This is a genomic window from Devosia lucknowensis (assembly GCF_900177655.1).
Taxonomy (GTDB): domain Bacteria; phylum Pseudomonadota; class Alphaproteobacteria; order Rhizobiales; family Devosiaceae; genus Devosia; species Devosia lucknowensis.
The window spans coordinates 1,194,601-1,220,981 of record NZ_FXWK01000001.1; the positions used below are offsets into that span (position 1 = coordinate 1,194,601).

General features: G+C 63.6%; 29 protein-coding genes. 12 read left to right on the plus strand and 17 right to left on the minus strand.

Going from position 1 to position 26,381, the window contains the following annotated elements:
* Window positions 1–40: 40 nt before the first annotated feature.
* Genes CCK88_RS05620 through CCK88_RS05635 form a run of 4 tightly spaced genes read left to right on the plus strand, consistent with a single transcriptional unit; the run spans window position 41 to window position 4,338 of the window.
* Window positions 41–670, plus strand: coding sequence for an arylesterase (locus CCK88_RS05620; protein ID WP_244557435.1), 630 nt, complete (start codon window positions 41–43; stop codon window positions 668–670).
* A 19-nt stretch (window positions 671–689) separates the two neighbouring features.
* Window positions 690–1,928, plus strand: coding sequence for a lycopene beta-cyclase CrtY (gene crtY, locus CCK88_RS05625; protein ID WP_210189903.1), 1,239 nt, complete (start codon window positions 690–692; stop codon window positions 1,926–1,928).
* On the plus strand, window positions 1,925–3,418 hold the full coding sequence (locus tag CCK88_RS05630) for a phytoene desaturase (RefSeq protein ID WP_086469505.1): 1,494 nt from the start codon (window positions 1,925–1,927) through the stop codon (window positions 3,416–3,418). Before crtY ends, CCK88_RS05630 begins: the two co-directional genes overlap by 4 nt.
* On the plus strand, window positions 3,415–4,338 hold the full coding sequence (locus tag CCK88_RS05635; protein ID WP_086469506.1) for a phytoene/squalene synthase family protein: 924 nt from the start codon (window positions 3,415–3,417) through the stop codon (window positions 4,336–4,338). The genes CCK88_RS05630 and CCK88_RS05635 overlap by 4 nt, the downstream gene beginning before the upstream one ends.
* On the opposite strand, the gene CCK88_RS05640 is transcribed toward CCK88_RS05635, so the two are convergent.
* Genes CCK88_RS05640 through CCK88_RS05660 form a run of 5 tightly spaced genes read right to left on the minus strand, consistent with a single transcriptional unit; the run spans window position 4,339 to window position 8,734 of the window.
* Window positions 4,339–4,875, minus strand: coding sequence for a sterol desaturase family protein (locus tag CCK88_RS05640; protein ID WP_086469507.1), 537 nt, complete (start codon window positions 4,873–4,875; stop codon window positions 4,339–4,341).
* Complete coding sequence (locus tag CCK88_RS05645) at window positions 4,872–5,642, minus strand: fatty acid desaturase (RefSeq protein ID WP_086470833.1); 771 nt, start codon at window positions 5,640–5,642, stop codon at window positions 4,872–4,874. The genes CCK88_RS05640 and CCK88_RS05645 overlap by 4 nt, the downstream gene beginning before the upstream one ends.
* 13 nt (window positions 5,643–5,655) lie before the next feature.
* Complete coding sequence (locus CCK88_RS05650) at window positions 5,656–6,861, minus strand: ABC transporter permease (protein ID WP_086469508.1); 1,206 nt, start codon at window positions 6,859–6,861, stop codon at window positions 5,656–5,658.
* Window positions 6,858–7,805 (minus strand): ABC transporter ATP-binding protein, encoded by a 948-nt coding sequence (locus CCK88_RS05655; protein WP_170926367.1) that lies wholly within the window; start codon window positions 7,803–7,805, stop codon window positions 6,858–6,860. The genes CCK88_RS05650 and CCK88_RS05655 overlap by 4 nt, the downstream gene beginning before the upstream one ends.
* Window positions 7,802–8,734, minus strand: coding sequence for a polyprenyl synthetase family protein (locus CCK88_RS05660; RefSeq protein ID WP_170926368.1), 933 nt, complete (start codon window positions 8,732–8,734; stop codon window positions 7,802–7,804). The genes CCK88_RS05655 and CCK88_RS05660 overlap by 4 nt, the downstream gene beginning before the upstream one ends.
* Window positions 8,735–8,882: 148 nt before the next feature.
* Between CCK88_RS05660 and fni the strand changes: the two genes are divergently transcribed.
* Both fni and CCK88_RS05670 read left to right on the plus strand, forming a co-directional pair.
* A complete protein-coding gene (gene fni, locus CCK88_RS05665) occupies window positions 8,883–9,893 on the plus strand; it encodes a type 2 isopentenyl-diphosphate Delta-isomerase (protein WP_086469510.1) in 1,011 nt (336 codons plus the stop codon).
* A 137-nt stretch (window positions 9,894–10,030) separates the two neighbouring features.
* Window positions 10,031–10,885, plus strand: a complete 855-nt coding sequence (locus CCK88_RS05670; protein WP_086469511.1) for a sulfite exporter TauE/SafE family protein — start codon at window positions 10,031–10,033, stop codon at window positions 10,883–10,885.
* Between the two features lie 28 nt (window positions 10,886–10,913).
* On the opposite strand, the gene CCK88_RS05675 is transcribed toward CCK88_RS05670, so the two are convergent.
* Window positions 10,914–11,618: a DnaJ domain-containing protein gene (locus CCK88_RS05675; protein ID WP_086469512.1), complete on the minus strand. Its 705-nt coding sequence runs from the start codon at window positions 11,616–11,618 to the stop codon at window positions 10,914–10,916.
* A complete protein-coding gene (locus tag CCK88_RS05680; RefSeq protein WP_140048897.1) occupies window positions 11,615–12,181 on the minus strand; it encodes a VWA domain-containing protein in 567 nt (188 codons plus the stop codon). Before CCK88_RS05680 ends, CCK88_RS05675 begins: the two co-directional genes overlap by 4 nt.
* 289 nt (window positions 12,182–12,470) lie before the next feature.
* On the opposite strand from CCK88_RS05680, the gene CCK88_RS05685 reads away from it, so the two are divergent.
* Entirely contained in the window at window positions 12,471–13,694 is a 1,224-nt protein-coding gene (locus CCK88_RS05685; RefSeq protein WP_086469514.1) for an MFS transporter, read from the plus strand.
* A 15-nt stretch (window positions 13,695–13,709) separates the two neighbouring features.
* Here CCK88_RS05685 and CCK88_RS05690 read toward each other — a convergent pair whose 3' ends face one another.
* Both CCK88_RS05690 and CCK88_RS05695 read right to left on the minus strand, forming a co-directional pair.
* A complete protein-coding gene (locus tag CCK88_RS05690) occupies window positions 13,710–15,059 on the minus strand; it encodes an MFS transporter (RefSeq protein ID WP_086469515.1) in 1,350 nt (449 codons plus the stop codon).
* A gap of 142 nt (window positions 15,060–15,201) precedes the next feature.
* Window positions 15,202–15,417: a hypothetical protein gene (locus CCK88_RS05695; protein ID WP_086469516.1), complete on the minus strand. Its 216-nt coding sequence runs from the start codon at window positions 15,415–15,417 to the stop codon at window positions 15,202–15,204.
* Between the two features lie 193 nt (window positions 15,418–15,610).
* Here CCK88_RS05695 and CCK88_RS05700 point away from each other — a divergent pair, with 193 nt between their 5' ends.
* Entirely contained in the window at window positions 15,611–16,201 is a 591-nt protein-coding gene (locus tag CCK88_RS05700) for a 5'-methylthioadenosine/S-adenosylhomocysteine nucleosidase (protein ID WP_086469517.1), read from the plus strand.
* Here CCK88_RS05700 and CCK88_RS05705 read toward each other — a convergent pair.
* A complete protein-coding gene (locus CCK88_RS05705) occupies window positions 16,198–16,533 on the minus strand; it encodes a hypothetical protein (protein WP_086469518.1) in 336 nt (111 codons plus the stop codon). The two genes, CCK88_RS05700 and CCK88_RS05705, sit on opposite strands and share 4 nt — an antisense overlap.
* Window positions 16,534–16,636: 103 nt before the next feature.
* Between CCK88_RS05705 and CCK88_RS05710 the strand changes: the two genes are divergently transcribed.
* The gene (locus CCK88_RS05710) at window positions 16,637–16,957 is read left to right on the plus strand and encodes a hypothetical protein (RefSeq protein ID WP_086469519.1); all 321 of its coding nucleotides are present in this window, start codon (window positions 16,637–16,639) and stop codon (window positions 16,955–16,957) included.
* Window positions 16,958–17,048: 91 nt separating this feature from the next.
* Complete coding sequence (locus tag CCK88_RS05715; protein WP_086469520.1) at window positions 17,049–17,522, plus strand: cell wall hydrolase; 474 nt, start codon at window positions 17,049–17,051, stop codon at window positions 17,520–17,522.
* A gap of 6 nt (window positions 17,523–17,528) precedes the next feature.
* Here the strand turns inward: CCK88_RS05715 and CCK88_RS05720 are convergent, their stop codons facing one another.
* The 4 genes from CCK88_RS05720 to CCK88_RS05735 form a co-directional block, all read right to left on the minus strand.
* Entirely contained in the window at window positions 17,529–18,068 is a 540-nt protein-coding gene (locus tag CCK88_RS05720) for a DUF2076 domain-containing protein (protein ID WP_244557436.1), read from the minus strand.
* A 58-nt stretch (window positions 18,069–18,126) separates the two neighbouring features.
* Complete coding sequence (locus tag CCK88_RS05725; RefSeq protein WP_086469521.1) at window positions 18,127–18,399, minus strand: EscU/YscU/HrcU family type III secretion system export apparatus switch protein; 273 nt, start codon at window positions 18,397–18,399, stop codon at window positions 18,127–18,129.
* Window positions 18,396–20,339: a flagellar hook-length control protein FliK gene (fliK, locus tag CCK88_RS05730; RefSeq protein WP_086469522.1), complete on the minus strand. Its 1,944-nt coding sequence runs from the start codon at window positions 20,337–20,339 to the stop codon at window positions 18,396–18,398. The genes CCK88_RS05725 and fliK overlap by 4 nt, the downstream gene beginning before the upstream one ends.
* A gap of 94 nt (window positions 20,340–20,433) precedes the next feature.
* Entirely contained in the window at window positions 20,434–21,177 is a 744-nt protein-coding gene (locus CCK88_RS05735) for a glycosyltransferase family 2 protein (RefSeq protein WP_086469523.1), read from the minus strand.
* A gap of 207 nt (window positions 21,178–21,384) precedes the next feature.
* Here CCK88_RS05735 and CCK88_RS05740 point away from each other — a divergent pair, with 207 nt between their 5' ends.
* Both CCK88_RS05740 and CCK88_RS05745 read left to right on the plus strand, forming a co-directional pair.
* Complete coding sequence (locus tag CCK88_RS05740) at window positions 21,385–22,155, plus strand: FecR family protein (RefSeq protein WP_170926369.1); 771 nt, start codon at window positions 21,385–21,387, stop codon at window positions 22,153–22,155.
* 86 nt (window positions 22,156–22,241) lie between these two features.
* Entirely contained in the window at window positions 22,242–23,048 is an 807-nt protein-coding gene (locus CCK88_RS05745) for a potassium channel family protein (RefSeq protein WP_086469525.1), read from the plus strand.
* On the opposite strand, the gene CCK88_RS05750 is transcribed toward CCK88_RS05745, so the two are convergent.
* From CCK88_RS05750 to CCK88_RS05760, 3 genes are read right to left on the minus strand one after another with little or no spacing between them, the layout of a single operon-like run.
* Window positions 23,045–25,762 carry a sensor histidine kinase gene (locus tag CCK88_RS05750; protein ID WP_086469526.1) on the minus strand — a complete coding sequence of 906 codons (2,718 nt, stop codon included), beginning with the start codon at window positions 25,760–25,762 and terminating at the stop codon, window positions 23,045–23,047. The genes CCK88_RS05745 and CCK88_RS05750 overlap by 4 nt on opposite strands.
* Complete coding sequence (locus CCK88_RS05755) at window positions 25,762–25,992, minus strand: hypothetical protein (RefSeq protein WP_086469527.1); 231 nt, start codon at window positions 25,990–25,992, stop codon at window positions 25,762–25,764. Before CCK88_RS05755 ends, CCK88_RS05750 begins: the two co-directional genes overlap by 1 nt.
* Window positions 25,979–26,362 (minus strand): response regulator transcription factor, encoded by a 384-nt coding sequence (locus CCK88_RS05760; RefSeq protein WP_086469528.1) that lies wholly within the window; start codon window positions 26,360–26,362, stop codon window positions 25,979–25,981. Before CCK88_RS05760 ends, CCK88_RS05755 begins: the two co-directional genes overlap by 14 nt.
* Window positions 26,363–26,381 lie beyond the last annotated feature (19 nt).

A 26,381-nucleotide genomic window follows, 5' to 3' on the forward strand; every position in this document is an offset into this window, starting at 1 on the left:
ACTCAGCAAGACCTAGGCGGTCGCGGAGGAAAGAACAGCCGTGCAGATAAAAAAACTTCGTGACGGACTTCTCGGCGCAGCGCTTTCGTTGACAGTCGCCATCCTCCTGCCGGTTGCGACGACTGCCGACGAGCGTACCTTGATGCTCTATGGCGATAGCCTGATGGCTGGTCTTGGCCTTTCGGCCCAGGACAGTTTCGCAGGTCAGCTGCAGCAGGCCCTTGGCGACGACGTTACCATCGTCAACGCCAGCGTCTCGGGAGATACTGCATCCGATGGCTTGGCGCGTCTTGACTGGTCGCTTGCCGAGCGGCCGGACGCGGTCATTCTCGAACTGGGCGCCAACGACATGCTTCAGGGGCGATCCGTTGACACCATGCGACAAAGCCTGACGGCCATCCTCCAGCGCTTTGGGGACGAGAACATTCCCGTGCTGCTGGCCGGCATGCGCGCCAGCCCCGGCCTCGGCACCGACTATGTCAACGCCTACGAAGCTGTGTTCCCCGAACTGGCCGCCGAATTCGGCACGCGCTTCTACCCGTTCTTTCTGGACGGCGTCGCCACGGATCCATCGCTCAACCAGGCCGATGGCCTGCATCCTAACGCACAAGGAGTGGCCGTGATCGTCGAAGGCATCCTGCCGGAGGTCGAGGCGCTGCTAAACCGCTGACCTGACCCACCTCCCGCTCGTGGGCACGTTTCACCACGTACCGATGCGTGATAGAAGACAACCGTTTAGGGAGATCGGCTTGCCAGCATCAGCAGAGCGTCCGCTCGTTCTCGTCGGGGCGGGCCTGTCCAGCGCCCTGATTGCCATGAGGCTGTCCCATGGCGGCGCCGGTCCATCGATCGTGATCCTCGAGGGATCGACCGAGCCGTTTGGCGAACACACCTGGTCCTTCCACGATGCCGACGTCGAACCGGCCGACCGTGCCTGGCTCGACACCATGGTCGCACATCGCTGGCAGGGACAGTCCGTACGGTTTCAGAACCTGAACAGGCACCTCGACAGCGGTTACGCGTCGCTGACCTCTGCCTCGGTCGCTGCGGCCATCGCCAAACTGCCCAATGTTGATTTGCGTACCGGCGCCCGTGTCACCTCGGTTGCTCCAACCAGCGTCACCCTGGCCGATGGAACGGTTGTCGAGGCATCCTGCGTCATCGATTGCCGTGGCTACCAGCCGAGCCCCGCGCTGGTCTTGGGTTATCAAAAGTTCGTCGGCCTCGAAGTTGAACTCGAAGCCCCCCACGGTCTCGTCGATCCCGTCATCATGGATGCCTCGGTGGATCAGCGAGACGGCTATCGCTTCGTCTACCTGCTTCCCTTCAGTCCCACCCGGCTTCTCATCGAGGATACCCGCTACTCCGATGGCGAAGCTCTGGACCTGCAGGCATTGGCCGCCGACATTAATCGCTATGCCGAGGATCAGGGCTGGTCGATCCTTCGCATCGTGCGCGAGGAAAACGGCGTGCTGCCGATCGCCCTTGCGCATGACTTCGAGCGCTTCTGGGCGGAAAGGCCGGATGATATCCCTCAGGCGGGCATGCGCGCCGGACTTTTCCACCCGACGACTGGCTACAGCCTCCCCGAGGCGGTTCGCGTCGCCAGTCTGGTCGGCAGCAGTTGGCCTGTCGGCAGCGCGGCTTTGGCACCCAGGATCTGGGCCCATGCACGCACCCGCCATCGGCAACAGGCATTTTACCGCCTGCTCAACCGCATGCTGTTTCGCGCCGCGAAGCCGGAAAAACGGCATCTCGTTTTGCGGCGCTTCTATAAATTGCCAAAGGGACTGATCGAGAGGTTCTATTCCGGACGTACTGGTGTTGCGGACATCGTTCGTATCCTTGTCGGGAAACCACCCGTGCCCATTCATCGCGCCCTCGCCTGCCTGCGGGAAGCGCCAATGCTGAAAGCGAAAAAGCTTTGACCACCACCCAGAAGACTGCGGCTGTCATTGGCGCCGGTTTTGGCGGCCTGGCTCTGGCTATCAGGCTGCAGAGCGCCGGCATACAAACCACCCTGTTCGAAAAGCGCGACAAGCCGGGCGGACGCGCCTACGTCTACACCGATGATGGCTTTACCTTCGATGCTGGCCCCACGGTCATCACCGACCCCGACTGTCTGGAACAGCTTTGGGCCCTGTCCGGCCGCAAGCTCTCCGATTACGTGACGCTCCTGCCGGTCACACCCTTCTACCAACTCTGCTGGGAAGACGGCTACCGCTTCGATTACGCCAACGACCAAGCGGAAATCGACCGGCAAATTCGCGCCAAGTCGCCTGATGATGTCGACGGCTACCACCGGTTCCTGCGCTATTCGGAAGACCTTTATCGCGAGGGCTACGAGAAGCTCGGGACCGTGCCGTTCCTCAATTTCTGGTCGATGATCAAGGCCGCACCGCAACTGGTTCGGCTCGAAAGTCACCGCAGCGTCTATTCGAAGGTCAGCCAGTTCATCAAGGACGACCAGTTGCGCCAGGCCTTCAGCTTCCACTCCCTGCTGGTGGGCGGCAATCCGTTCGAGACCTCATCGATCTATGGGCTGATCCACGCGCTGGAACGCAAGGGTGGCGTATGGTTTGCCAAGGGTGGCACCGGGGCCTTGATCGCAGGCATGGTCAAGCTGTTCGAAGATCTCGGCGGCACCGTGCACCTCAATGCCGAGATCGATCGCATCGAAGTCGAGCACGATCGCGCCGCCGGTCTTGTACTCAGGCAGGGAACGCGGCACGCCTTTGATCAGATCGCCTCCAATGCCGATGTTGTGCATACCTACAAGCACATGCTCCGCGGGACAGATCGCGGGGCCAGCAATGCCAGGGCGCTCGAGAAGAAGCGCTTCTCCATGTCGCTCTTCGTCATCTACTTCGGCCTCAGGACCACACATCCAGAGCTCAAGCACCACATGGTCCTGTTCGGGCCACGCTATCGCGAGTTGATTTCCGAGATCTTCCACACCGATGGGCTCGCGGACGATTTTTCGCTCTACCTCCACGCGCCCTCCGTCACCGACGACAGCCTCGCCCCGTCTGGATCGAGCGCCTACTATGTGCTCTCACCGGTCCCGCATCTGGGAACCGCCGACATCGATTGGGCCGCCGAAGGTCCGAAATATCGGGACCGCATCCTCAAATATCTCGATGATCACTACATCCCAGGCCTTCTGGACGACCTGGTGACCGTGCGCCATTTCACGCCCTTCGACTTCCGCGACCAGCTCAATGCCCATCTCGGATCGGCATTCTCGGTTGAACCGATCCTCACCCAGAGTGCCTGGTTCCGGCCGCACAATCGCGACGACGATATCAGCAACCTCTACATCGTCGGCGCGGGGACACATCCCGGGGCAGGCATTCCTGGGGTTGTGGGATCGGCAAAGGCGACGGCAGGCCTGATGATCGAGGATTCAAAGCCATGAGCGACGCCGTGGTTGCGACCAGCGAAATTGCCATCGCTCAGGGCTCGCAGAGCTTTGCCGCCGCGGCGCGCCTCTTCGACCGGCAGACGCGCGACGATGCAGTGATGCTTTATGCCTGGTGCCGGCATTGTGACGACGTCATCGATGGGCAGACCCTGGGGCACGCCCAGCAGGCTGACTTTCGCACCGGACAGCAGGCACGCCTCGATGCACTACGCGAGAAGACCACCGCCGCCCTTGCCGGCGAGAGCACCGACGACCCGACCTTCGAAGCCCTGCGACGGGTCGTCGAGCGTCACCAGATCCCTGCCCGCCACCCCCTTGAACTCCTGGCGGGCTTTGAAATGGACGTCGCCGACAGGCACTATGCCACCATCGATGACACGCTGGACTATTGCTATCACGTGGCCGGCGTCGTCGGCGTCATGATGGCCATGATCATGGGCGCACGTGATCCGAGAGTGCTCGATCGCGCCAGCGATCTCGGTCTCGCCTTTCAACTGACCAATATCGCCCGCGACGTTATCGATGACGCACGCGCCGGCCGCGTCTACCTGCCTGATGACATCCTCGCCCGTCACGGCATCGACCGGATCGATCCCGAGGATCGGACGCAGCGCCCTGCCCTTCACGCCGCCGCACTCGATCTGCTCGATCTCGCGGAACGCTATTATTCCAGCGCCTATGTCGGCATGGCCGCCTTGCCGCCCCGCTCCGCCTGGGCCATTGCAGCGGCGCGCCGCGTCTACCGCGCCATCGGCAGCAAGCTTCGCGCCGGGGGCCCGCAAGCATGGGATGAGCGTGTCTCCACCACAAAGGCTGAAAAGATCGCCCTGCTGGCCCTCGGACTGGGCGATGTGGGCGTCACGCGTTTCGGCCCCACGGATCAACCGCGCGAAGGCCTCTGGAACCGACCCTGATCAGCGGGCGGTCGGGCGTCCCTGATCTTGGTCATCGAGGGCGTTCCGGTCATAGCCGTTCTTGTTCTGCTGCAGCTTCTTGACCAGTTTATCGACCGGTTCGGCATAGACGAAGCCGAAACTCACGCACCCATCCCGGCCTTCAACGGCATGATGCAGTCGATGTGCCTGATACACTCGCTTCAGGTAACCCCGGCGCGGAATGTATTTGAACGGCCAGCGCTGGTGCACCAGCCCATCGTGGAAGAAGAAATAGAGGATGCCGTAGATGGAAATCCCTACGGCGATCCACCACACCGGCCAAAACCAGACCGATCCGATCCAGAAAAGGAACACGGAGAAAGCGGCGAAGACCACCGCGTAGAGGTCGTTCTGTTCCAGCGCGTCATCATGGGGCTCATGGTGCGATTTGTGCCAGCCCCAACCCCAGCCATGCATGATGTGCTCGTGCGACCAGGCCGCGAACCACTCCATGAAGACCACGGTTCCGACGACCAGCAGGATCGGCACCAGATAATGCAGCACGTCTTGGATCATAGCGCCTCGCTTGCTTGCGCATCCAGCACCGACCGGCGGTGCGCCGGCAGCTTCCACCACGGCACCCACGGAGCGTCATGGTGCTCATGATGATAGCCGAAGTGGAAGCAGGTCAGCAAACTCACCAGTGGCGAGAAATCGTTGCTGCGGGCACGGTGCTCGTCGCGAAAGGGTTCGTCATCGATGCGGTGCGGGCGGTAGGTCCCGAAATAGAAGAGCTGCAGCGACGACAGGATCGCCGGCAGCGCCCAGAACACCAGCATGGTTGGAAAGCGCTCGCGCAGGATTACCAGGTAGATCAGCACCGCAATGGTCAACATTCCGAACTCGCGCCAGCCGAAATAGTGCCTGAAAAATTTGATGTACCAGGGCCAGAAACGCGACGCGTGTTCTGGATCGAAATCGGGATCATCAGGCGTACCCGCATTGCGGTGGTGCGCGTGGTGGTTCTGGTAGAGTTTCTCGTACGAGAAGCCGGCGTAGACGAATACACAGAAACGGCCGATGGCCCGGTTCAACCACGGATACTGCGGGGCGAGCGAGCCATGCATGGTGTCATGAGCGACGATGAAGAGCCCGACGCTGAGCCAGCATTGCACGGCGATGACCAGAGGGGCCGCTACCCAGGTCCAGCCTTGCGTCCAGTCGATCAGGAAAATCGACGAGACGTGGACCGTCAGCCATGCCGCGATGATGGCGCACGAAAGACCCAGCCCGATCAGTGTGTCGTTTCGGCTGACAGACGCCACGCGGGTCGATCCTGCCATGTCACACATCCCTTCAGAGGCGCAGTCGCAGCCTCGAAACCGCCAATGCTGCCAGGGTGCCGACCATGCCCAGAGCCAGCAGCCAGCTCAGTTCGGGCAACAATTCGGCAAGCCCTTCGCCGCGCCATAATACGCCATGATAGGCCTCGATCGTCCAGGCATTGGGGGTAAACCACCCGATTTCCTGCAGCCATGGCGGCATCATGAAGCGCGGCACCATTGACCCGCCCACTGCAGAACATAAGAGCACCACGAATGTGGAGATAGTTTGCGCCTGCTGCTTGGTCGTACACAATGCCGCGACCGCCAGCCCCAGTCCCGCCGCAGCCGCCGCCGCGACCAAGGTGGTCAAGAGCCAGATGCCGAGATGGCTGATGACTTCGACATCGTAGACCAGCGCGGCCACAAGGAAGATCAGTGACACCTGCACGATGCCCTGGACGCTGAGGAACAGGAATTTGCCGATCACGACCACATCGGTTCCTGCCGGCCCGACCGCGATGCGGTCGATGATCCCCGAATGCCGCTCCTCGATCAGCGTCGCGGCGCTTTGCATGGCTGAAAACAGCAGAAAAAGGATCGCGACGGCGCCGGCGTAGTAGGTGACTGTTGCTCCCGACCCGTCCTGCGGCCCTACCGTCCGGGACTCGACGAGCCCGGCCTGGTTTTCCGCATCGCTGCTGCCGTTCTCCGCCAATTGCGCAATGGCGGCGTCGAGCCTGGCTGACTGTTCCGGCGTAAACCCTCCGACCAATGTCTCAATGGTCGGCGCACTGCGCGCGAGGGCCAGGTCTGGCAGGTCGATGCCGATGACGCGCTGAACCTGGCCGGCAAGAATGGCGCCGGCCATCACCTTGCCCGGGTCGACATAGACGACGGCCGGCGTGCTGGTGGTTTGTTCGAGAGCACCCTGTAGCATCAGCCCCACATCGGCGCGCCCGCTCTCGACTTCATCCACCACCTGGTCCGCGGTCGCATAGGTCTCCGGCAACACGCGCAGCGAATCGTCGGCACGCAGCGCCGCCACCAGCCGTTCGCTCAGGCTTGACGGCTCGCCGACACCCAGCGCCACCTGCAGCCGCAACTCATCGCCGCTCGTCCCCGCAAAAATCGCGGCGAAGATCACGAAGATTGTCGGCGGCAACAGGAACGCCATCACCAGCGCACCGCGGTCACGAATAAGGCTCAGCGCCATCACGCGCAGCATGGCGACGATCATCGCGCCCCCTCCATGCGTGTCGCGCGCGACAGGTGCACGAACAGCCGGTCGAGACCAGGCCCGCGCAGCCGGACCTCGCGGGCCTCGATGCCGGCCTGCTCCAGCGATGCCGACAGTTCCGCAACTGTGCGCTCGTTGGCCTGCCCCAGCATCACCCAGCCCAGCCCGCCGTTGAAGGCCGAGAACCCCGCCCTTTCGAGCACGACCACCCGATCGGGGGAAGGCAATTGCCGCAATTCGAGAATGACTTCCTTTTGCGATCCGAAAGCCTCTGCGATCAGCTCTCGCGGCCTCCCCTGCGGCGCGACCACACCAGCGCGCAGGAAGCCGACGCTGTTGCAGATGGTCTCGGCCTGGTCGAGATCGTGCGTCGCCAACAGCACCGCCATCCCGGTTTGGCTCAGCTGCTGGATAACCTCATGCAGCCCGTTCCGCGCATCGACATCCACCCCCACGGTCGGCTCGTCGAGGATCAGCAGGGCCGGACGATGCAGGATCGCGGCAGCGATGTTGACCCTCCGTTTCCACCCCCCGGAAAGAATGTCGATCCTGTCGTTGAGCCGGCTCGTGAGATTGGCCGCCGCGCACGCCCATTCGATGGCCGCCTGGGTCGACGCCGCCCCCATGCCCGACAACCGGCCGAAAACCTCGAGGTTTTCCCGCACCGTCAAATGCGTGTAGAGCGCGATTTCCTGCGGCACGAGCCCGATCTGCCGCAGGGCGGTCCGCCCCGGAGCGTGGCCGGCCACGATGACCCTGCCCGACACCGGCCGAACCCGTCCGCAGATGGTGCGAATCAAGGTCGTCTTACCCGCCCCATTGGGACCGAGCAGGCCATAGATCTCGCCCCGGGCGACGCTGAGCCCAAGCCCGCGCAACACGTCGCGGTCCCCGTAGCGGACGACCAGTCCTTCGATGTTCAGCGCGGCGGTCGTCTCGCTCACAAAGGCATGACCTTCTGCCCCTTGTCGAGCAGGCGCATCATCAGCGCCCTGATCGGAGCGCCGTTGATGCCGCTCGCAAGCAGCGCCTGCTCGGCATGGGCGATGTGCTGCTGGCATGTCATCCGGGCGTGATCGGCGCCGAACAGCGAAACCAGTGTCGCCTTGTCGCCGTCCTTGCCCACGTCCTTGCCGGCTTCGGCAACGGTTTCGGTCCTGTCGATCAGGTCGTCGGCTGTCTGGAACGCCAGCCCGAAATGTCGGGCGAAATGCCCGACGGCTTCAAGCCGCTCCCCCTCGAGCCCCCGAAGGATCGCGCCTATCTTCGCCGCAGCCACGAACAGGACGCCGGTCTTGAGCCAGTTGAGCTGCTCGACCTGCTCGGCATTGCCGAGCTCCGCGCGGTTGTTGATGTCGATCTCCTGCCCGGCCACGAGCCCGTTCCACCCGACGGCCTGCGAAAGAACGGTAGCCATTCGGTTTCGCGTCGCCGTCGGAACGCCGTCGAGCTCGGCGATGATGCCGAACGCCCGTGTCAGAAGCGCTATGGCTCCAAGAATCGCCGTGGGTTGTCCAAAAGCCACATGCGTGGTCGGCCGTTGCCGGCGTATGGCTGCATCGTCCATGCACGGCAGATCGTCGATAATCAGCGAGGCGGTATGCACCATCTCCAGTGCGCAGCCGGCGTCGAGCACCGCGCCGATCGCGGCGCCATCCGGCTCGGCGATCAGGTACATCAGCGTGGGCCGAACCCTTTTGCTTTGCCCCATCAGCGCGTGGCGTAGCGCCGCCTGCAGGTTGGCCGGCACAATGGGATCGAAGTCGATCTGCCGCTCCAGACGGTCTTCTATCGCTGCACGGATCTCGGCGATGTCGATCGATCCGCCACTCGAGAGCGCGCCGGCTTCGGCAAAAGAGCCAATTGAGGTCATCGATGTGTCTCCCGTGGCAGACCGCTCGATCGGCAGTGAACCAGAATCCGAGCGCAAGCGTAAGCACTGAAGTGACCGTTTGATTTTTTCGGTCCGATGGTAAGGTACCAAGTCGAGATCGGGGCCAGTCCCCGCCGGGGGGAAGTGTTTGCTGACCGATCGCAAGAATGAACATCTGGATATCGTTCTGGACGGCCGGGGCGTATCACGGACGACAACCGGCTTTGACGACATCGTTTTTGAACACTACGCCCTCCCCGAGCTCGATCTCGACGCGATCGACCTTAATACGCAATTCCTGGGCAAGCGGATCAACGCGCCGCTCCTGGTGAGCTCGATGACCGGCGGTCCAGCGCGCGCCAGCGCCATCAACGCCCATCTGGCGGAGGCCTGCCAGCATCTGGGTATCGCGCTGGCTGTCGGCTCGCAGCGTGTTGCCATTGAGAGCGGCGACGTCGGCGGGCTGGGGGCTGAGCTGCGCCGCCACGCGCCCGACATCCCCATCCTCGCCAACTTCGGCGCCGCCCAGCTCAATCTCGGCTTCGGCGTTGACGAGGCCCGCAGGGCAATCGAGATGATCGGGGCCGACGCGCTGATCATTCATCTCAATCCGCTGCAGGAAGCAGTCCAGCCGGAAGGCGACCGCAACTGGCGGGGCCTTTTCGCCCATATCGAAACGCTGGCGGCACGGCTGGACGAACCCCTTGTCATCAAGGAAGTCGGTGCCGGCATATCCGGTCGACTGGCCCGGCGCCTCGCGGATGCAGGCGTTTCCGTAATTGATGTTGCCGGAGCCGGCGGCACCAGCTGGGCCGCGGTTGAGTCCGAGCGTTGCAAAGACCCTCGTCAGGCAGCGATCGGCCGGGCCTTCGCCGATTGGGGCATTCCCACCGCCACAGCCATCGCGGACGTAAGGGCCGCTTGCCCCGATACGACCATCGTCGGCTCGGGCGGCATTCGCAATGGCCTCGATGCAGCCAAGGCCATTCGCCTCGGCGCCGACGTCGTTGGCCAGGCTGCAGGTGTCTTGCAGGCCGCTACAATATCGGCTCAAGCCGTCATCGACCATGTGTCGGTCACCACGGCGCAACTGCGCATTGCCTGCTTCTGCACGGGCTCGGCAAACCTCAAAGCCCTCCGGACCGCGGCGCTTCTCTAGGCACAGCCGCAGCATTCCAGTCTGGATTTGGCGCGCTTAAGCCTTGATTGCGCGCGGCAATCCGGTGCAAGGCTGGTGCTGTGGGGAACCTGTCCCCGCTCGGATGGCCAGGTGGCCCGACTTCAGGAGCCGATCCCATGTTCATGGGCATACCCTACGCGGAACTCGCCATATTGGCCGCTGGCCTGCTCCTGGCGGGTGCCGCCACCGGACTGCTTGCTGGCCTCTTCGGGGTCGGCGGCGGCGCCGTCATCGTTCCGGTGCTGTACGAACTGTTCACGGCGCTCGATGTCCCCGACGACATCCGCATGCCACTCTGCGTCGGCACATCCCTCGCCATCATCATCCCGACGTCGATCCAGTCGTTCAATGCGCATCGGAAGCGGGGCGCGGTGGACATGTCCATCATTCGCGTCTGGGCAATCCCTGCGATCCTCGGCGTCATCGTCGGCAGCGTTATCGCACGCTACGCGTCGGCTGAACTATTCAAGTGGGTGTTTGTAGCCGTTGCCAGCATTTCCGCATTCCGCCTGTTGTTCGGCAAGGACAGCTGGCGCTTCGCTGACGAGATCCCGGGTAAGTGGATCATGCGCACCTATGGCGTGGTCATCGGCGTGCTCTCGGCCTTGATGGGCATCGGCGGCGGTCAGCTCTCGAGCCTGTTCATGACCTTTTATGGCCGGCCCATCCATCAGGCGGTCGCCACCTCGTCGGGTCTGGGCATGCTGATCTCCATCCCCGGCGCCCTGGGTTACATCTATGCCGGCTGGCCGCGTGCCGCCGAGTTCCCGCAGGTCGCAGCGATCCAGTTCCCGCTTGCGCTGGGCTATGTATCGCTGGTCGGCCTCATCCTCTTCATCCCGACCAGCATGCTCTTTGCCCCACTTGGCGTGCGCGTCGCCCATGCCCTCCCCAAGCGTCGGCTGGAAATGGCCTTCGGCCTTTTCCTGCTGCTTGTCGCCGGCCGCTTCCTGTTCGACCTGCTGACTTAGCGCATCGCGGATCGGGCATCGCGCGGGATCAACGGCCGAGCAGCAGGTCGCGCGCCTCGTTGATCTTGGCGGCCAGGAATTCCGAGCCGCCCCGATCAGGGTGCACGCCCTTCATGAGCTCACGATGCGCGGCCTTGATATCATCTTGACTGGCGCCGGGCTGCAATCCTAGCACCGCATAGGCTTCTGCCACCGGATCGCGCCCCGGCATGCCCTCTTGGGAACCGCCCTCACCGGACCTGGTTTCGGCGAAATATTCGCGCCAGCCGCTGCGGTTGGTGTCCAGCCAGCTCTCGAGCAGGCTGACGCTCTCTGCGTCATGGCCGATCTCGTCGATCAGGCGTCGTGTCTCCTGCTCCCCAAGGTCCATCAGGTCCCAACCGGCAAAAGTGCCGTCGACGACGCGTCCGCTGAGCTCTCCGGTGTCATGGTCGAGTTCCATGTCGAGAAACCGGCTTTTGACGCGCGAGACATTGCCCTTGCTGCGCCCGACACTGTCGAATGAAAACTGTCCCAGCCGCCCGCGCAGGATGACGGAAGCCGCCACAGCGCCCATGATCATGGCTAGGTCGATGCGCCGGAACAGCAAGGCGCCGGCGGCGATCGCGCCGGCCCCTACGCCGATAACCCAACGCAGGCCCTGCATAAGCAACCGCCGATCCATGTTGCGAAGGCCATAGCCGAGCCACAGCAGGCCCATAATGCCGAGCAAACCCAGAAAGACCCAGCTCATCGACCCTCGATCTGCGTCAGCAGCCCTCGCGCGGCAGGGCTGGTTTCCAGCTTGAGCTGCGATCGTCCACCGCTGGCATAGGCCGCGACGGCCCTGAGGAGATCGGCAAGCTGCTGGGGCGCACCGCTATCGAAGCGGGCATAGGCGCCTTTGCTCAGGCGCGCGAATTCCTTGAAGGCCGCTTCCACCCGTGCGTCTCTCCCTTCCTGGAAAACGAAGAGCGGCAGCCCCATCAGGCCCAGTTCACCAGCCTTGGCGCAGAGCGCGTCGACATTCTCTTCCACTGCATCCCCGACATAGACCACAGCATGAATGCGGCGTTTGCCGTGTTCGTCCCGCGCATGACCAAGAACCTTGCCGATCTGGGTATTGCCGCCCTGGCAGGCGATGGTGCTCATCATCTTCGCCAGTGCACCTGCATCGCGAACCCATTTCGAGGCGCGACACTCACCGAGCCCCCGGAAATAGATAAGCTGCACCTGCAATGCCGCTTCCTTGGGGATAGCCTCGAACATGCCGGCTTGCAGCGATACCGCCATATCCCAGGTCGGCTGCCTGCTCATTGTTGCATCCATTGCAAACAGCAGCCGTCCATCTTCCCCGGCATTGGGTCGCGCGAGCTGCCCGACCTTTTTCACAAAATCGGCAATTTCGTTGCGCACGGGCCCGGAAGCTGCGGGAGCGTCTGTGCGGTGCGTCGGATGTTTCTCGCTCATGAACCGAATATGTGGCCCGACCTCCGCTGCGGCAAGCTGGAGGACGCCGGGCGTCGATAAATTTCACTTGCAGCTGTCGATTCTCGGGCGCTCCATCCGTCGTGCAGGTGAATTCCTGCAAGGAGGGACATTCCAAATGGAACGACACTATGGCTGGGTGATCGTCGCGGCGGGGGCCGTGATCACCTGTCTGGCAATGGGCGCCATGTTTGCCCTGCCCGTCTATCTCCAACCCATAGCTGATGAAACCGGCTGGACCCGCGCCGGCATTTCCGGCGCCATGACCGTTGGCTTCATCGTCATGGGCATCGCCGGTTTCCTCTGGGGCACGCTCACCGACCGCATCGGCGCGCGTCCCGTCATATTGGTCGCTGCCGTCATGCTCGGCCTTGGCCTTTTCGTGGCCAGCCAGGCCAGGGACCTTCTGGTCTTCCAGTTTGCCTATGGAGGCCTTGTGGGTGCCTCGGGCGGCGCCTTCTTCGCGCCGTTGATCGCCACGACGCTGGGCTGGTTTGACAAACACCGGAGCCTTGCGGTCTCGCTCGTCTCGCTCGGCGGCGGTGTGGCGCCCATGACCATAACCCCGCTCGCCACCGTCCTCATTGGCACCTATGGCTGGCGCAACGCCATGATGATGACGGCCATTGCCGCGGCGGCGCTCATCATTCCCGCGGCCTTCCTCATCCGCCGCGCTCCCCAGGCCGTCGCTGAAAGCCCGACGCCGGCCAGCGACGTCGTCCCGGCCGAAAAGCCGCCGACCAGTATCGGCGCCATTTTCCGCACGCCGCAGTTCATCGTGCTGGCCGCTGTTTTCTTTCTCTGCTGTGGCGCCCATTCCGGGCCGATCTTCCACACGGTCAGTTATGCCATGCTCTGCGGCGCCTCTGCGCTTGCAGCCGCCAGCATCTACAGCGTCGAAGGCTTTGCCGGATTGTTCGGCCGCGTGATTTTCGGGGTCATGGCCGACCGCATCGGCGTCAAGCGCGTCATCGTGATGGGCCTCGTTGTTCAGGCCGTGGGCATCTACAGCTACATCTATGTCAGCGAACTGAGCCACTTCTACATGCTGTCAGCGGTTCTTGGGCTGGTCTATGGCGGGGTCATGCCCCTCTATTCGGTCCTCGCGCGTGACTATTTCGGTCCCGGTGTGCTCGGCACCGTCCTTGGCGGCATCACCATGACCTCATCCATCGGCATGGCTTTCGGTCCCGTTGGCGGCGGCTACCTCTACGACACGTTCGGCGATTACCACTGGCTCTATGTCGCCTCGGCCGGCGTGGGCCTGGCAGCGGCCATGCTCGCACTGGCCTTCCCGCCAAGGCGGCAGGAGACAACGCCGACAGACGCACTGCCGGCGTAGTCGCGCAGTGACCTCTCAGGCCGGGGCGGCAACGGCTGCCCCGCCATCCTGGTCATCGTCATCCTTGCCTGCGACATAGGCGGCCGAAAGTTGCCGGTAGTAGCGGGAATTGAAGGCGATGATAGTGACGATCAGTCCCACCAGACCGGCAATGGTGAAGACCAGGGCGATACCCCGATCCGGTCCGGTCCCGAACCATCCTCCGATCGTGGCGGCGCCGGCCCCGTCAGTCATGAACGGGATCACCACGAACTGCGTCAGCGGCCCGATCATGAACGCTGTCAGCGGCGATGCCGACTGCTCGATGGACTGGGCAAACCCGAACACGCGGCCCTGGCGCTCGAGCGGCACGACCTTTTGAAGCGTCGTGTGCTCCGCCGCCTCGGCGAATGGCCCCAGGAACATCCATACGAAACATCCACCGACCAGCAGCCAGAACGATGGCTGTATCGTGAACACGCAGCAAACGGACCAGGTGATGACATTGACCATGAGCAGGGTCTTGAGCGGGTTCTTTCCTAGCCCAGTCTTGGAAATGATGATGCCGCTGAGAATGAAGCCGAGCGACAGCACCCCGAAGGTCAGACCCCACACTTCCACTGGCACCAGCGAGAGGCCGTAGGCGTCAAGCAGCGCCATGAAGACACCACCCAGAAAATTGTTGAAGCACGCAAAAAAGATCAGCGCGAAGAGCCCGGGCACGGCCGCGATGACCCGGATCGTGCCCGCGATGTCCACCCGCTTTGGCTCTTCCTCTTTGCCGGCCTCCGCGGCCACGCGGCCTTCATCGACCCTGACCGTCAGCATGTGCAGCAGCGCCGCGACCGTGGCGACCAGCGACAGAACCATCACGCCCAGCATGCCGGTATAGGCGACGAGAAAGCCCGAGATAACTGACGTCGTCAGGAAACCGATGCCGCTGACCATTCCGACAAGCCCGTTTGCCTTGTCCCGCGTGTCCTCGGGTATAAGGATCGTGACCAGGGTAGGCAGCGCGATCGACCGGATATTGCCCGCGATCACGCCCAGCATCACGATCAGTATAAAGGCCCAGAGATAGGGGCCGTATGGATTGGAGAACGCCCCCTCGGGCTCCATCACCACCAGCACCAGCCCGACGACATAGAGCACGGCGGACACCGCGCTCGACGCCGCCATCACCCTGGTCTTGGAATTGTGGTCGACGAGGGAGCCGAACCAGATGCCGAAGGCGGCCGTGAACACCAGATAGATGCCGGCGATCATGCCGGTCGCAAAGACCGATTGCGTTTCGAGGAAGACCCAGAAGGTCACCGCGAACCACACGGTGAAATTGGTGACATTGGCAACGAGATTGTTTGCCAGGATCCAGTGGAACGGCGTCATGTCATGATCCAGTTCTGATGGCCGGGCGAGACCTTAGTCCCGCGCCGGAGACGGCTCAACATCTAACCGGCGACGATGACACATCCTGTCAGCGGCACCGCTTCATCGTCATGACGCATGAACGGCTGTCGTTTCGACATGCCTACCAGACGCGCGGCCAGTAGAGGTCGTCGGCATAGTCCGCTGGTATCGGCGACAGCCGCGCCAGCGCTGCGGCGGCGAGGTCGATCTGCACGCAAAGCTGCACGATATGCTCGGGCACGGGACGGTCGGTCACGAACTCGCGCAACTCCCATTCGTCCAGCCGCAACAGGCTCTTGCGCCGGCGGGCTTCGTTTTCCACCTGAACCGCGTCCACGGTCTGGCCCCTTCTGGCCAGGCCTACCTGCAGTTCACTCCACTCTCGACTATCCCGGATCTCTGCGAAGCGCATGTCGTGCCGTTCCGAAGGGCGTCGGCCTTCTGCCGCGCCATCCCGGGAGATTAACTCCGCTTGGTTACGGAACTGAAAATGACGGCTGAGTCGGCTCGTCCCATGCTAAAGGTCAGCCATGACCATCCTTTACCTCATGGCCGCAGAAGCCGAATACGGCCAGCAACTGCGCGCTCGCATCTCGCCTGTGATGATCGGCGTCGGCCCTGTCGAGGCAGCCGTGAATACGACCCGCGCGCTGTACGAGCGACGCAATGCACTGCCGCGGCTTGTCGTTTCGCTTGGCTCTGCCGGCTCGCGCAGTCTCGATCACTGCGGCGTCTATCAGGCCGTGACCGTGAGTTATCGCGACATGGACGCCTCGCCCTTGGGCTTCGCCAGGGGCGTCACGCCCTTTCTTGACCTCCCGGCAACCCTGCCGCTCGAGCCGCTGGTGCCCGGCCTCGATCCGGCGTCCCTCTCCACCGGCGCGGGTGTCATTTCCGGCCCGGCATATGACGCCATCCCCGAAGACATGGTGGATATGGAGACCTATGCGGTCCTGCGTTCGTGCCAGAGCTTCGGCATACCGCTGCTCGCCCTGCGCGGCATATCCGACGGCAAGGCACCCCTCGGCGGCATGGCCGACTGGACGCGCTATCTCCACATCATCGATGAAAAGCTGGCAGCGGCGGTCGATCGCGTCGCCGCCCACTATCAGGTCTGCTAGGGCAGCTTGTTCTCGCGAGCCCGCTTCTTGTCGCGACGTGACCGCTGCCAGCGCGTCCACATCCGTCCGCCGCGCAGGATCGCCAGGTTCACCGGGCTCTGCAGGAAGATCAGATCCAGCGCCAGCAGCAGCAATCCGAGCGGCAGCATCCAGATGCCGAGCACCGGAAGGAAGCTGAAAATGCCGCCCAGCACCAGCAGCACGCCGAGCGGAATGCGCACCCAGCGCGCCTCAGGACGGCGCACGCGCGCCAGCCATCCGGCAGCCATTGCGGGGACGCGACGTTCCAGACGATCAAACAGCCGGTTGAGCCGATCTGCACTTTTGCTCATGCGCGCCTCCAGTGCGAACTAAATGGCCTGTGTCGCCACGGAGTTCAAGAGCGCGGAACTGGCGGCCCTGCTGCTTCGTTGATCCCTAAACACGGAGCGTCTCATGTCCCTTGATAGCCTACTCACACAGCTCGGCCTTCAGCGCCACGACCCGCACAGTCTCGAAGCCCAGCTCCATGCCATGCGCCGCGAGGTTCGCCGCATCGGCAAGACCCTTTCACACCACGCCAGTCACCGCGCCGACGACTGGGCAGATCAGTTCAGCGACTTCGGCCGCGACGCCGCTCGCCAGACCTCGCATTTCGCTCACCTGGCCAGCGAACAGGCCCTGCGTGGCGCGGACACGATCCGGCGCGATCCCCTGCCCCTGATTGCCGTGATCGGCACGGGTCTGTTGCTCGCCCGCCTCCTCAAGCGCCAGTAAACGCTTCATTTACCTAGCCGCTCAGGCTTTCCTTAAGGCTGAGCGCGCATTTTCGGACCAAGCGGCCTTTCCGCCACAGTCCGGAGTTTTCATGCGCGCCCTTACGCCGAACATTCTGCGCATCGCAGCTTTAGCCGTCGTGGCCACCAGCCTCGGCGGCTGCAGCTTTCTGGGCATCAATTTCGCCATGAACCAGATGAGCGAGAAGGAATGCATGATGCGCGCCATGTATTTCGAGTCCAATCGCTCCAGCGCCGAAGGCATGCTGGCCGTCGGGACCGTGGTCATGAACCGCTACAACGACCCGCGCTATCCCAAGACCGTCTGCGGCGTCGTGGGCCAGAAGAACCAGTTCGCCCAGGGCGTCCTGTCCAAGCCGATGACCGACAGCGGCGCCGTGCTCGCCGCGCAGATGGCGGATCAGGTTCTCTCTGGCGCGCGCCACCCGGGCGTCCAGAACGCACAGCATTTCCACACGGCCGGCCTGCGCTTCCCATACAACAACATGTTTTATGTGCTCGAAGCCGGTGGCAACGAGTTCTACGAAAAGCGAACCGTTCGCTAGCCGACGCTAGAAATCGCCACCGATATCGAAGCCGCCGCCCCAGTCGTCGCCGCCACCATCCATGCCGCCGTCGTCCGCAGCCGGTTCATCGGCTGGGGGAGTGTCCTCGGCGGCCATAGCCGGCGTGCTTCCGAATATTCCTGCAATGGCCGAGCCGAGCAACAGGCCGCCGGTGACCCCGAGTGCCGTCTGCGCGGCGCCTGCCAGAAAGCCACCGCCCTGCGGCTGACCCCAGGGGCCGCCCCGCCGTTGCGCCTGAGGCTCCCGGCTCTCGGGACGGTCGTCGCCAAATATGCCGCCGAGGAAGCCGGACCGGCCACGATCGCCTGAACGTTCCAGTTCCGCGATACGCGCCTGCTGCTCCCGCAATGCCGCTTCCTGCACCACCACGGTCTGCGCAAGGTAATAGGCGGCGGCCGGATTTTCCGACAGCCGCTGGTGGATCAGCGCTTCGGCGTCGGCGTCCCGCGGACCGCTCTGGCCTTCCACGCGCCGGAGGCGCTCGAACAGATCATTGATGGCGTCTTCGTCTTCTCGTCTCAGCATGTCGCTCTCCTCACCTCGTCCCCAGTGACATGGGAAACCCGTGAGCCGGGCACAAGGTTCAGCGACGCGTTTGCCTCAGCACGTATCCGATCACCACGGCAATGGCGTCATAAAGTTCGAGCGGAATGGTATCGTCGAGTTCGACCCCGCTCAGCGCCTCGGCGAGGATCGGATTGGCCTCGATCACCACGCCGTTCTCCTCGGCCAGGGCCACGATGCGCTCGGCCACGAGCCCCCTGCCCTTGGCGACGACCCGCGGCGCTTCCTTGGACCCCTTTTCGTAGTGCAGCGCCACCGCCAGCGCCCTCTGGCGCACGTCGTCCTCGCTCATCGTTCCGCATCCACAACATGGCCGGCGCCATTTGCAGGCTGCTGTGGTTCTTCGTGGGGGGTACCCGCTCGCACCACGATGGCTCCGGGCACAAGCCCCACCTCAGCCAACTCTTCGCGAAGCGCCTCCGCCTCGATGGCCAGGCTCCGCGCCGTGTCCTCATGATCCGACCACAGCAGGACGCTGGTATTTTTCGCCCGCAACGAAACCTGTGCGCCCACCTCGCCACGCTCGGCAAGATTGATGGCGAACCGCACCTGCCAGCCGCGATCCTCCGGGCGCTCGGCATCCTGCTCCGCATCGCGCTGGATTTGCAGATGGAGGACCTGCTGCTGGCCACCGACGATCACCGGAAGGTCCATGCTCCATTGCGTATCCTGCCGCGTCTGGTTTGGATCGGGCAAGGACGCGTTCTGGTGCAGGCGCACACGGTGCAGTGCCGCGTCGGTTCTTTCGAGCAGCATCTTGCCGATTTCCAGGGGATCCTCAGGGATGTCAGGCGGCTGGCCCTCTCCAGCACGCGCCCGCGGCACGTGGCCCCGCAGCGGCGGCGGCACACTGCCGACCTGTGCCACCGGCGCTTGGTTGCCGAGCCAAGCGCCCAGGCCCTGGCGGAGCGCCAGGAGCGCACTTTTCACGTCTCCGGCGGCCGCTTGGCCCTGTCCAGACGCCAGCATGGCCTCCTGGAAAATGCCCGCTTGTTGCACAGCGCTCTTGATCACGGCGCCGGTGAGCTTTCCGCCATCCAGCGGCGTTCGCGCGGCCAGCAATTGTTGGGCAGCCTTGGCGACCGGCTCCGGCAGTGCCACTTTTCCGGCAATGGCCGTCAGCGCACCGGTGAGGCTCAAGACGCTGTCTTGACGCGGCAGCGCCTGCTGCACCATTTGCGCCAGCGCCGCCTGCGGATTGGCTGGTCCTTGCGGTGCAGCCGGCATGGGCGTCGCCGACATGGGCGACCCCGAAAAATTCGATGAAGTGGTTTGCTGGCCAAGCGCGCCCGCTGCTGTGGCCTGTACAATTGGGGCCACCACTGGCGCCGCAGGGCGGGCGACGCTGCTGGCGATGGTAGGACCTACAGCGGGCGCCGCGACGGCGTATGGAATGTCGACCCGCACGGGAACACCGCCCGCACTCGGTGCCACCGATGCCGGCGCTGCTCCGGCGGCTGGCAGAGCCGACACCCCGGTCGGCAAGGTGGCTTGCACCGGTTGCTGGGTGCCAACGGGTTGTGCGGACGAGCCGGGGGGCGCCGCACCCTGCGCCAGCGCTGATTGGACCGACGGAGGCGAACTTGCGACGGTGGCCTGCGTCTGCGCCGTCGACACGATGGACGATCCAGCCTGCCCCAACGGTAACGGTTGTGCGCTCGCCGAACCGGTCGGCGGCGTGGCGGGCGCGTTCGAAGGAGCCCCCGCTGCTGACGTTCCCGGCGTGGCCGCTCCAGCCTGCGATGTGGCATTCGCGGTGTAAGCCGTCCGCGCCGGACTTTCCGTCGAGACGCTTCTATTGGAAGTCGCCTGCGGCGCCTGAGCTGTAGCTGCAGGTCGGGAAGCAACGGCTTCCGCTGCCGGAGCGGCGCTGGCTCCGCTTGGGGCAGGCGACGCTGACAGCGCGGTCGGCGACAGCTGCACCGACGTCGCCGGCGTTGCCAGCGAACCCTGCTGAACGGATATCTGTGGAGCCTCTGGCGGGCGCACGCTGACCAGCGACAATTGCAATTGCCCGTCGCTCTGCGCAACCGACAGGGTCAATGTCGCGCCGACTGGCTGCTGCTGTGGCAGCGTCAGGCTCAGCACCTGTCGCCCGACCTGCACCTGCGTCGTACCGTTGGCAGATGGACCGAGCACCCTGGCCTCGATGGTCTGGCCATTGGCCAGCGCCCGAATGCCGGCACCGGCCTGTGCGAGGGAAATGGGCGGCAACTGTGACGTAATGCTCATAGCCGGGCGACTCCGGCCACGTCATGTGGCTGGCGGCGACCTTAGCGCATGGGGCCGGCGGCGCCAGCCCAGGCCGCGGGTCAACCTTTCCAGTCTATTGCGGACGGATATCCGTATAGTCCTTGGTGATCGGCTTGCCCTTGAACGTCACCCAGAGGAAATTGAGGGTATAGGTGCCTGCGGTCCGGAACACGCCTTCCTTCTCCAGCCGGCGGCCCGACGTCTTCATCTTGAGCCCGAAGGTCCATTTGACGCCACCCACCTTGGAAAGGCGCACCGCCACATCCGTATCTTCGCCGAAGAAATCGATGCTGCGGTCGTAGCCACCCACAGCGGCCCAAGCCTCGCGCTTGAACACGAAATTTCCGCCCTGCACCACCGATCCCACGCGCAGCACGAAGCGGTTGATGAGATAGATGAGGTAGGTCAGCCCATAGAACATGCTGATCAGCACGCGATTGTGCGAAGCCATGTCGTAGTAGATGTAGGGACCGCTGAGGCACACCAGCTTGCTGTCCTTGGCGAACTCGGACATGACGGTCGTGAGCCAGCCCTCGGGTACCATCGTGTCGCTGTCGATATTGGCCACCAGGTCGTAGCCTTCGCTCGCCGCAAAGCCGGCATCGCGTGCATTGACCAGCCCCTTCTTGGGCTCGTCCACAACGCGCACGCCCTCGAAGCTTCTGGCAATTTCGCCGGTGCGATCCTTGGAAGCGTTGTTGACGACGATAACGTCCGCAGGAACGCCCGAGCGCTTGATTTCTGCCAGCACCGATTCAAGGCATTTGCCGATCAGTGCCTCTTCATTATAGGCAGGAATGACGAAGGCCAGCTTCATGAAGTCCCCTTTGCCCCACGTCGGGCCGGTGGTTGTTTGTGCTGCACATAGCCTGACATCCGCCCTGCGGCAACCGTCCGTCCGGCCCGCAACCATCGACGTCAGATGAAAGCGCATGGCTATTCGTCCGATCTGACTGTCTGCTAATATGGGCGCGACAACAACCAGTTCATCGCCGGTTCAGCGGGCATGTCGGAGAGTATGGTCATGTTGAAACGCTCTGCCTCCGCCATCTTTGCTTCGATTATTCTGCTCGCGTCGGCAAATGCGGCCGATGAGGGTACGGCCGTCGGCGTCAAGCCCGATGCCCTGTCTCGCACCGGTCAGGCCGAGCAGATACTGGTGGTCGGCAGCGACGTCTCCATCGGTGATCTGATCGTTACCGGACCGACCGGCAACGTCCAGCTGCTGTTCGATGACCAGACCAAGCTCGTCGTGGGTCCGCGCAGTACGCTGGAAATCGAAACCTACCTGCTCAATGGCAATGGCAGCGCCGAAAAGTTCGCCGTCAACGCGCTGGCGGGTACCTTCCGATTTATCTCCGGCACCAGCCCGAAACCTGCCTATTCGATTGACACGCCGACGGCGTCCATTGCGATCAGGGGCACCAAGTTCGACCTGACGGTTGCCGACGGTCTCAGCCTCACCATGCTGTACGAAGGCGCCCTCACCCAGTGCGAAGGCACCACATGCGTCGAGCTGAACTCCCGCTGCGACATCGCCGTCACCGGCCGTACCGTTTCCGGTCTCTACGACTGGCCGCATCGCGAGCGCCCCGAATATGTGGGCTACTTCCCCCTGCCCAACATCCAGTCGGCCTTTCGTCCGGAATTCCGGGTCATGGGTGCACAAGCTTGCCTTGCCCCACGTGACACCGGGTCCAATGCGTCGATATCGCCCTCGGGTGGAAGCAGCACGCCACAGACGGTTACGACGACACCGGCTCCGCCCTGCAATCCACGCCTGTTTAACTGTTAGCGCACGACGGCAGCTCTAAGCGCTTGAATGTGCAACCCACTTGGCGCCTCGTGAATTGTCCGTTCAGCCAGCGCAAGTGAGATGACGTGGCCACGACCGATCCTGCACAAGAGACGCCGCCACAGGGACTGGAACGACTGCGCTCCACCCTGAGGCTCCTTTATCACGGCCAGTCTCCAAAGGCGCTGCGCTTCCAGTCCATCATACTCGTCGTCGATCTCGCGATCATTGCCTTCTTCATCGCGACGCCGCTCTTGCGCGACAGCGAGAGCTTCCTCTGGATCGACTATTCGATCGCCGCTGTCCTGGCTGTCGATCTGGGCGCGCGCGCTCTTGCAGCGTCGCACCCGACCCGTTGGATCAGGCAGCTTCCGGTCATCATCGACATCTTCATCCTCATCACCCTGTTGGCGCCGACATGGCTCTTCAACCTGGGCTTCCTGCGCATCCTGAGGCTCTGGACGCTGAGCAGGTCGAGCCTCGTCTGGCGCCCGCTGGAAAAACGGGGTCTGGCGGATTACCGCGACACCATCCAGGCTGTGATCAACCTGCTCGTCTTCATCTTCGTGGTGACCGGTTTCGTCTACACGGCATTTGCCAACCGCGAATCCGGCATCGCCGGCTATGTCGACGCGCTCTACTTCACCGTCACCACGATGACGACGACAGGCTTCGGCGACATCGTGCTGCCCGGAACCTTCGGCAAGCTTGTGTCGATCGTCGTCATGATTATCGGCATTTCGCTCTTCGTGCGGCTGGCGCAGCTGATCTTCCGTCCGGTCAAGATCAAGTTTCCCTGCCCGCAATGCGGCTTGCAGCGGCACGAGCCCGACGCCGTGCACTGCAAGGCCTGCGGTCACCTGCTCAACATTCCCGACGAGGGTGAGGGCTAGGCCAGAGCCGCCTGCTTGATGACAGGCAGCCGCACCCTGAAACAGGCGCCGGGCAAGGGTCCCTGCACGAGATCCAGCGACCCGTTCATCCGCGCCACGATCTGGCGGCTGATCGCCAGTCCCAGCCCCGCACCGCCCTGGTCGCCGGCACCCTCGACGCCGCGCCAGAATTTCTCGAAGATCAGTTTCCGGTTCGGCTTGGAAATACCGGGGCCGTTGTCGGCGACATCGACCACGAACTGCCCCGCCTTCACGCCCGAGGTGATCCGCACCACCGGGTTATCGGTATGATTGTACTTCACCGCATTCGAGATCAGGTTGATGAACACCTGACAAAGCCGGTCGCCATCGCCCTCGACCATCGTCGTTCGCGCCCGCTCGCCGAACTCCACCCGCATGCCTTTCTGCCGCAGCAGCGCATCGCAGACCGCGACCGCCCGGTCCAGTGCCGCCTCGGCGTCGACCGGCGTATTGCGCCAGCTCCGCTCACCCCGTTCCAGCGCGCTGAGGTCGAGAATCTCGTCCAGCAACTTGGTCAGTCGCAGGCTTTCCTGGTGGATCGTGCTGACGAAGCGCTGGCGCTGGCTGTCGTTGAGATCGCCCGGCTCCATGAGGATTTCCGAGAACGAGCGGATTGAGGTCATCGGCGTGCGCACTTCGTGGCTGACCTGGCTCAGGAACTCGTCCTTCTGGCTGTCGAGTTCGCGCAACTGTGCATTGGCGTCCTCAAGCTTCCGCGCCGTCACCCGCAACTCTGCCGAGGTCCGCTCCAGCTCCTGGGAATATTCGATGGCCTGTTGCGTCTCATCCGCCATCTGCATCATTTCTTCAAGCGATACGTCACCGCCGGCCACCACCTTCGATAGCATCACGTGGGCCGACGCCGCGCCGATCGAACCGGCCAGCTCGCGCTCCAGCCGGGCGATGAATTCGGGCGTCGGCTCCAGCCCCGCCGGATCGACGCCCCGCTCGCGCGCGGCAGTTTCGAACAATGCCGCGGCACGCTTTTCCCCGAGCACGCGCTCGGCCACGAAAAACAGGTCGTTGGCCGTCGCCGAACCGCGCACGAAATTGCCCTGCGGCAGCCCACGGCGGCTGAACACGTCGACAAAGGCGGTAGCCTGGATGCGTTCGAGTGCTGAAGGCGTCGTCACCAGCGAGCCCACCGTCAGCACCAGGATATTGATCGAAAGGCTCCAGAACGCGGCATGCGTCAGCGGATCCCAGCCTTCGAGCCCGAACATGGCCTCGGGGCGCAGCCAGCCGATCCCCCACGGCCCCACCTGCAGCAGCAGGGCAACGCCCTCCGAAACCGACTCGAACGAGGGCAGGAAACAGCACCACGCCCACACCACGAACCCGGCCAGGATCGCAGCCGTCACCGCCTTGAGAGACGCGTCCTTCCAGAAGATCGCCGCCAGCAGCGCCGGAAAGAACTGCGCGATGGCCGTGAACGAAATCAGCCCGATCGGCGCCAGCGCGTCGGAATCGCGTGTGAAGAAGAAGTAGAAGAACCCCAGCGACAGGATCAGCACGATCGAAAATCGCCGCGCCACCAGCAGCAGCCGGCTCACGCCCTGCCCGTCCGCCGACAGCTCGCTCGTGCTGAAGCGGAGCACCAGCGGCATGATGATGTGGTTCGAAACCATGATCGAGAGCGCGATGGATTCGAGGATGATCATCGATGTCGCCGACGAGAACCCGCCGATAAAGGCGAACAGCGCCAGCCCGTTCTGCCCGGCTGCCAGCGGCAGCGTCAGCGCGAACATGTCGGGGTTCGAACCTGCGGGCATCACCGTCAGTCCGTAGACTGCGATGGGCAGGATGAAGACGCTCATCAGCATCATGTAGGCCGGAAAGGCCCAGCCGGCGACGCGCAGGTGGTTTTCATCCGAATTTTCGACCACCGTCACCTGGAACTGGCGTGGCAGGCACACGATCGCCGCGATCGACAGCACCAGCGTGGTGATCCAGCGGCTGTCGAACGATGCCGACGTATCCACGACGATGCCCATCTCGCCTGCCCGGCTGAAGATGGCGTCAAGCCCGCCCCCGATATAGACGACGAACACCCCTACCGCCACGAGTGCCGCCAGCTTCACCACCGCCTCGAAGGCGATGGCGGCCACGACGCCATGATGCTGCTCCTTGGCATCGACGTGCCGCGTGCCGAAGAGAATGGTGAACAGCGCCATGGCCGCCGCCACCCCCAGCGCCAGCCCCACATCGTCGATGCCCTTGAGGCTCCCGCGGCCGAATTCCGACGATCCGGCGACCGCCTGGATCGACGATGTCACTGCTTTGAGCTGCAGGGCGATATAGGGCGCGATGCCCACCACAGCGATGCAGGTGACGATGACGCCCAGCCGGCTCGACTTGCCGAAGCGGGACGACAGCAGGTCGGCCACGGAGGTGATGCGATGCAGGTGGCCGATGCGCACCAGCCGCCGCAACAGGAAATACCACCCCACGAACACCAGCGTCGGGCCAAGATAGATCGTGAGGAATTCCAGCCCACTGCGCGCGGCATTTCCCACGGCGCCGTAGAATGTCCAGCTTGTGCAATAGACCGATATGGACAGCGTATAGACGGCCGGCGAATGCAGCCAGGAATTGTTGTTGCGCCGCGCCCGCCGGTCGCCGACATAGGCCAGAACGAACAGCAACCCCACATAGGCGATCGATGTGGCAATGACGAAATCGGCCGACAACATCAGCTGTCGCCTTCGTCGGACAGGTCGTTCCGGTCGGGCTCGAGGTGTCGCGTCAACGCCACCGTTCCCCCGATCAGCGCCAGCCACAGTCCGAAGAGATAAACGACGATCTGCGGCACGCCCGCAAAGCGCACGTCGTGATTGAAGAGTTGCACCAGTGGCGGCACCAGCAGCAGAAACCCCGCCACTGTCAGCACCAGCATGCCGCCGACGACCCTACGGCGTTCCATCCGCGTCGCCCAGCAACTGCCGTACGGCTCCGACCACTTCGGCATTGGAATAGGGCTTGGTGACGAACCCGTCCGCCCCCAGCTCCTCTGCGATCCGTCGGTCCTGCTGCTGCCCCTTTGCCGTCAGGATCAGCACGGGCAGGTCCTTGGTATCGATGCTGGCGCGCAATTGCTTGAGCACGTCGAAACCACTGCGGCGCGGCAGCATCACGTCGAGCACCAGCACTCGTGGCCGGTTTCGCCGGACGCTTTCAAGCGCCGCTTCCCCGTCCGTCACGGAATCGATGCTCCAGCCTGCGCGTCGCAGAATGAAGTCGAGTGATTCCAATATACTTGGCTCATCCTCGGCGATCAGAACATCGACAGCCAAACTTCCCCCCAGTCATCCG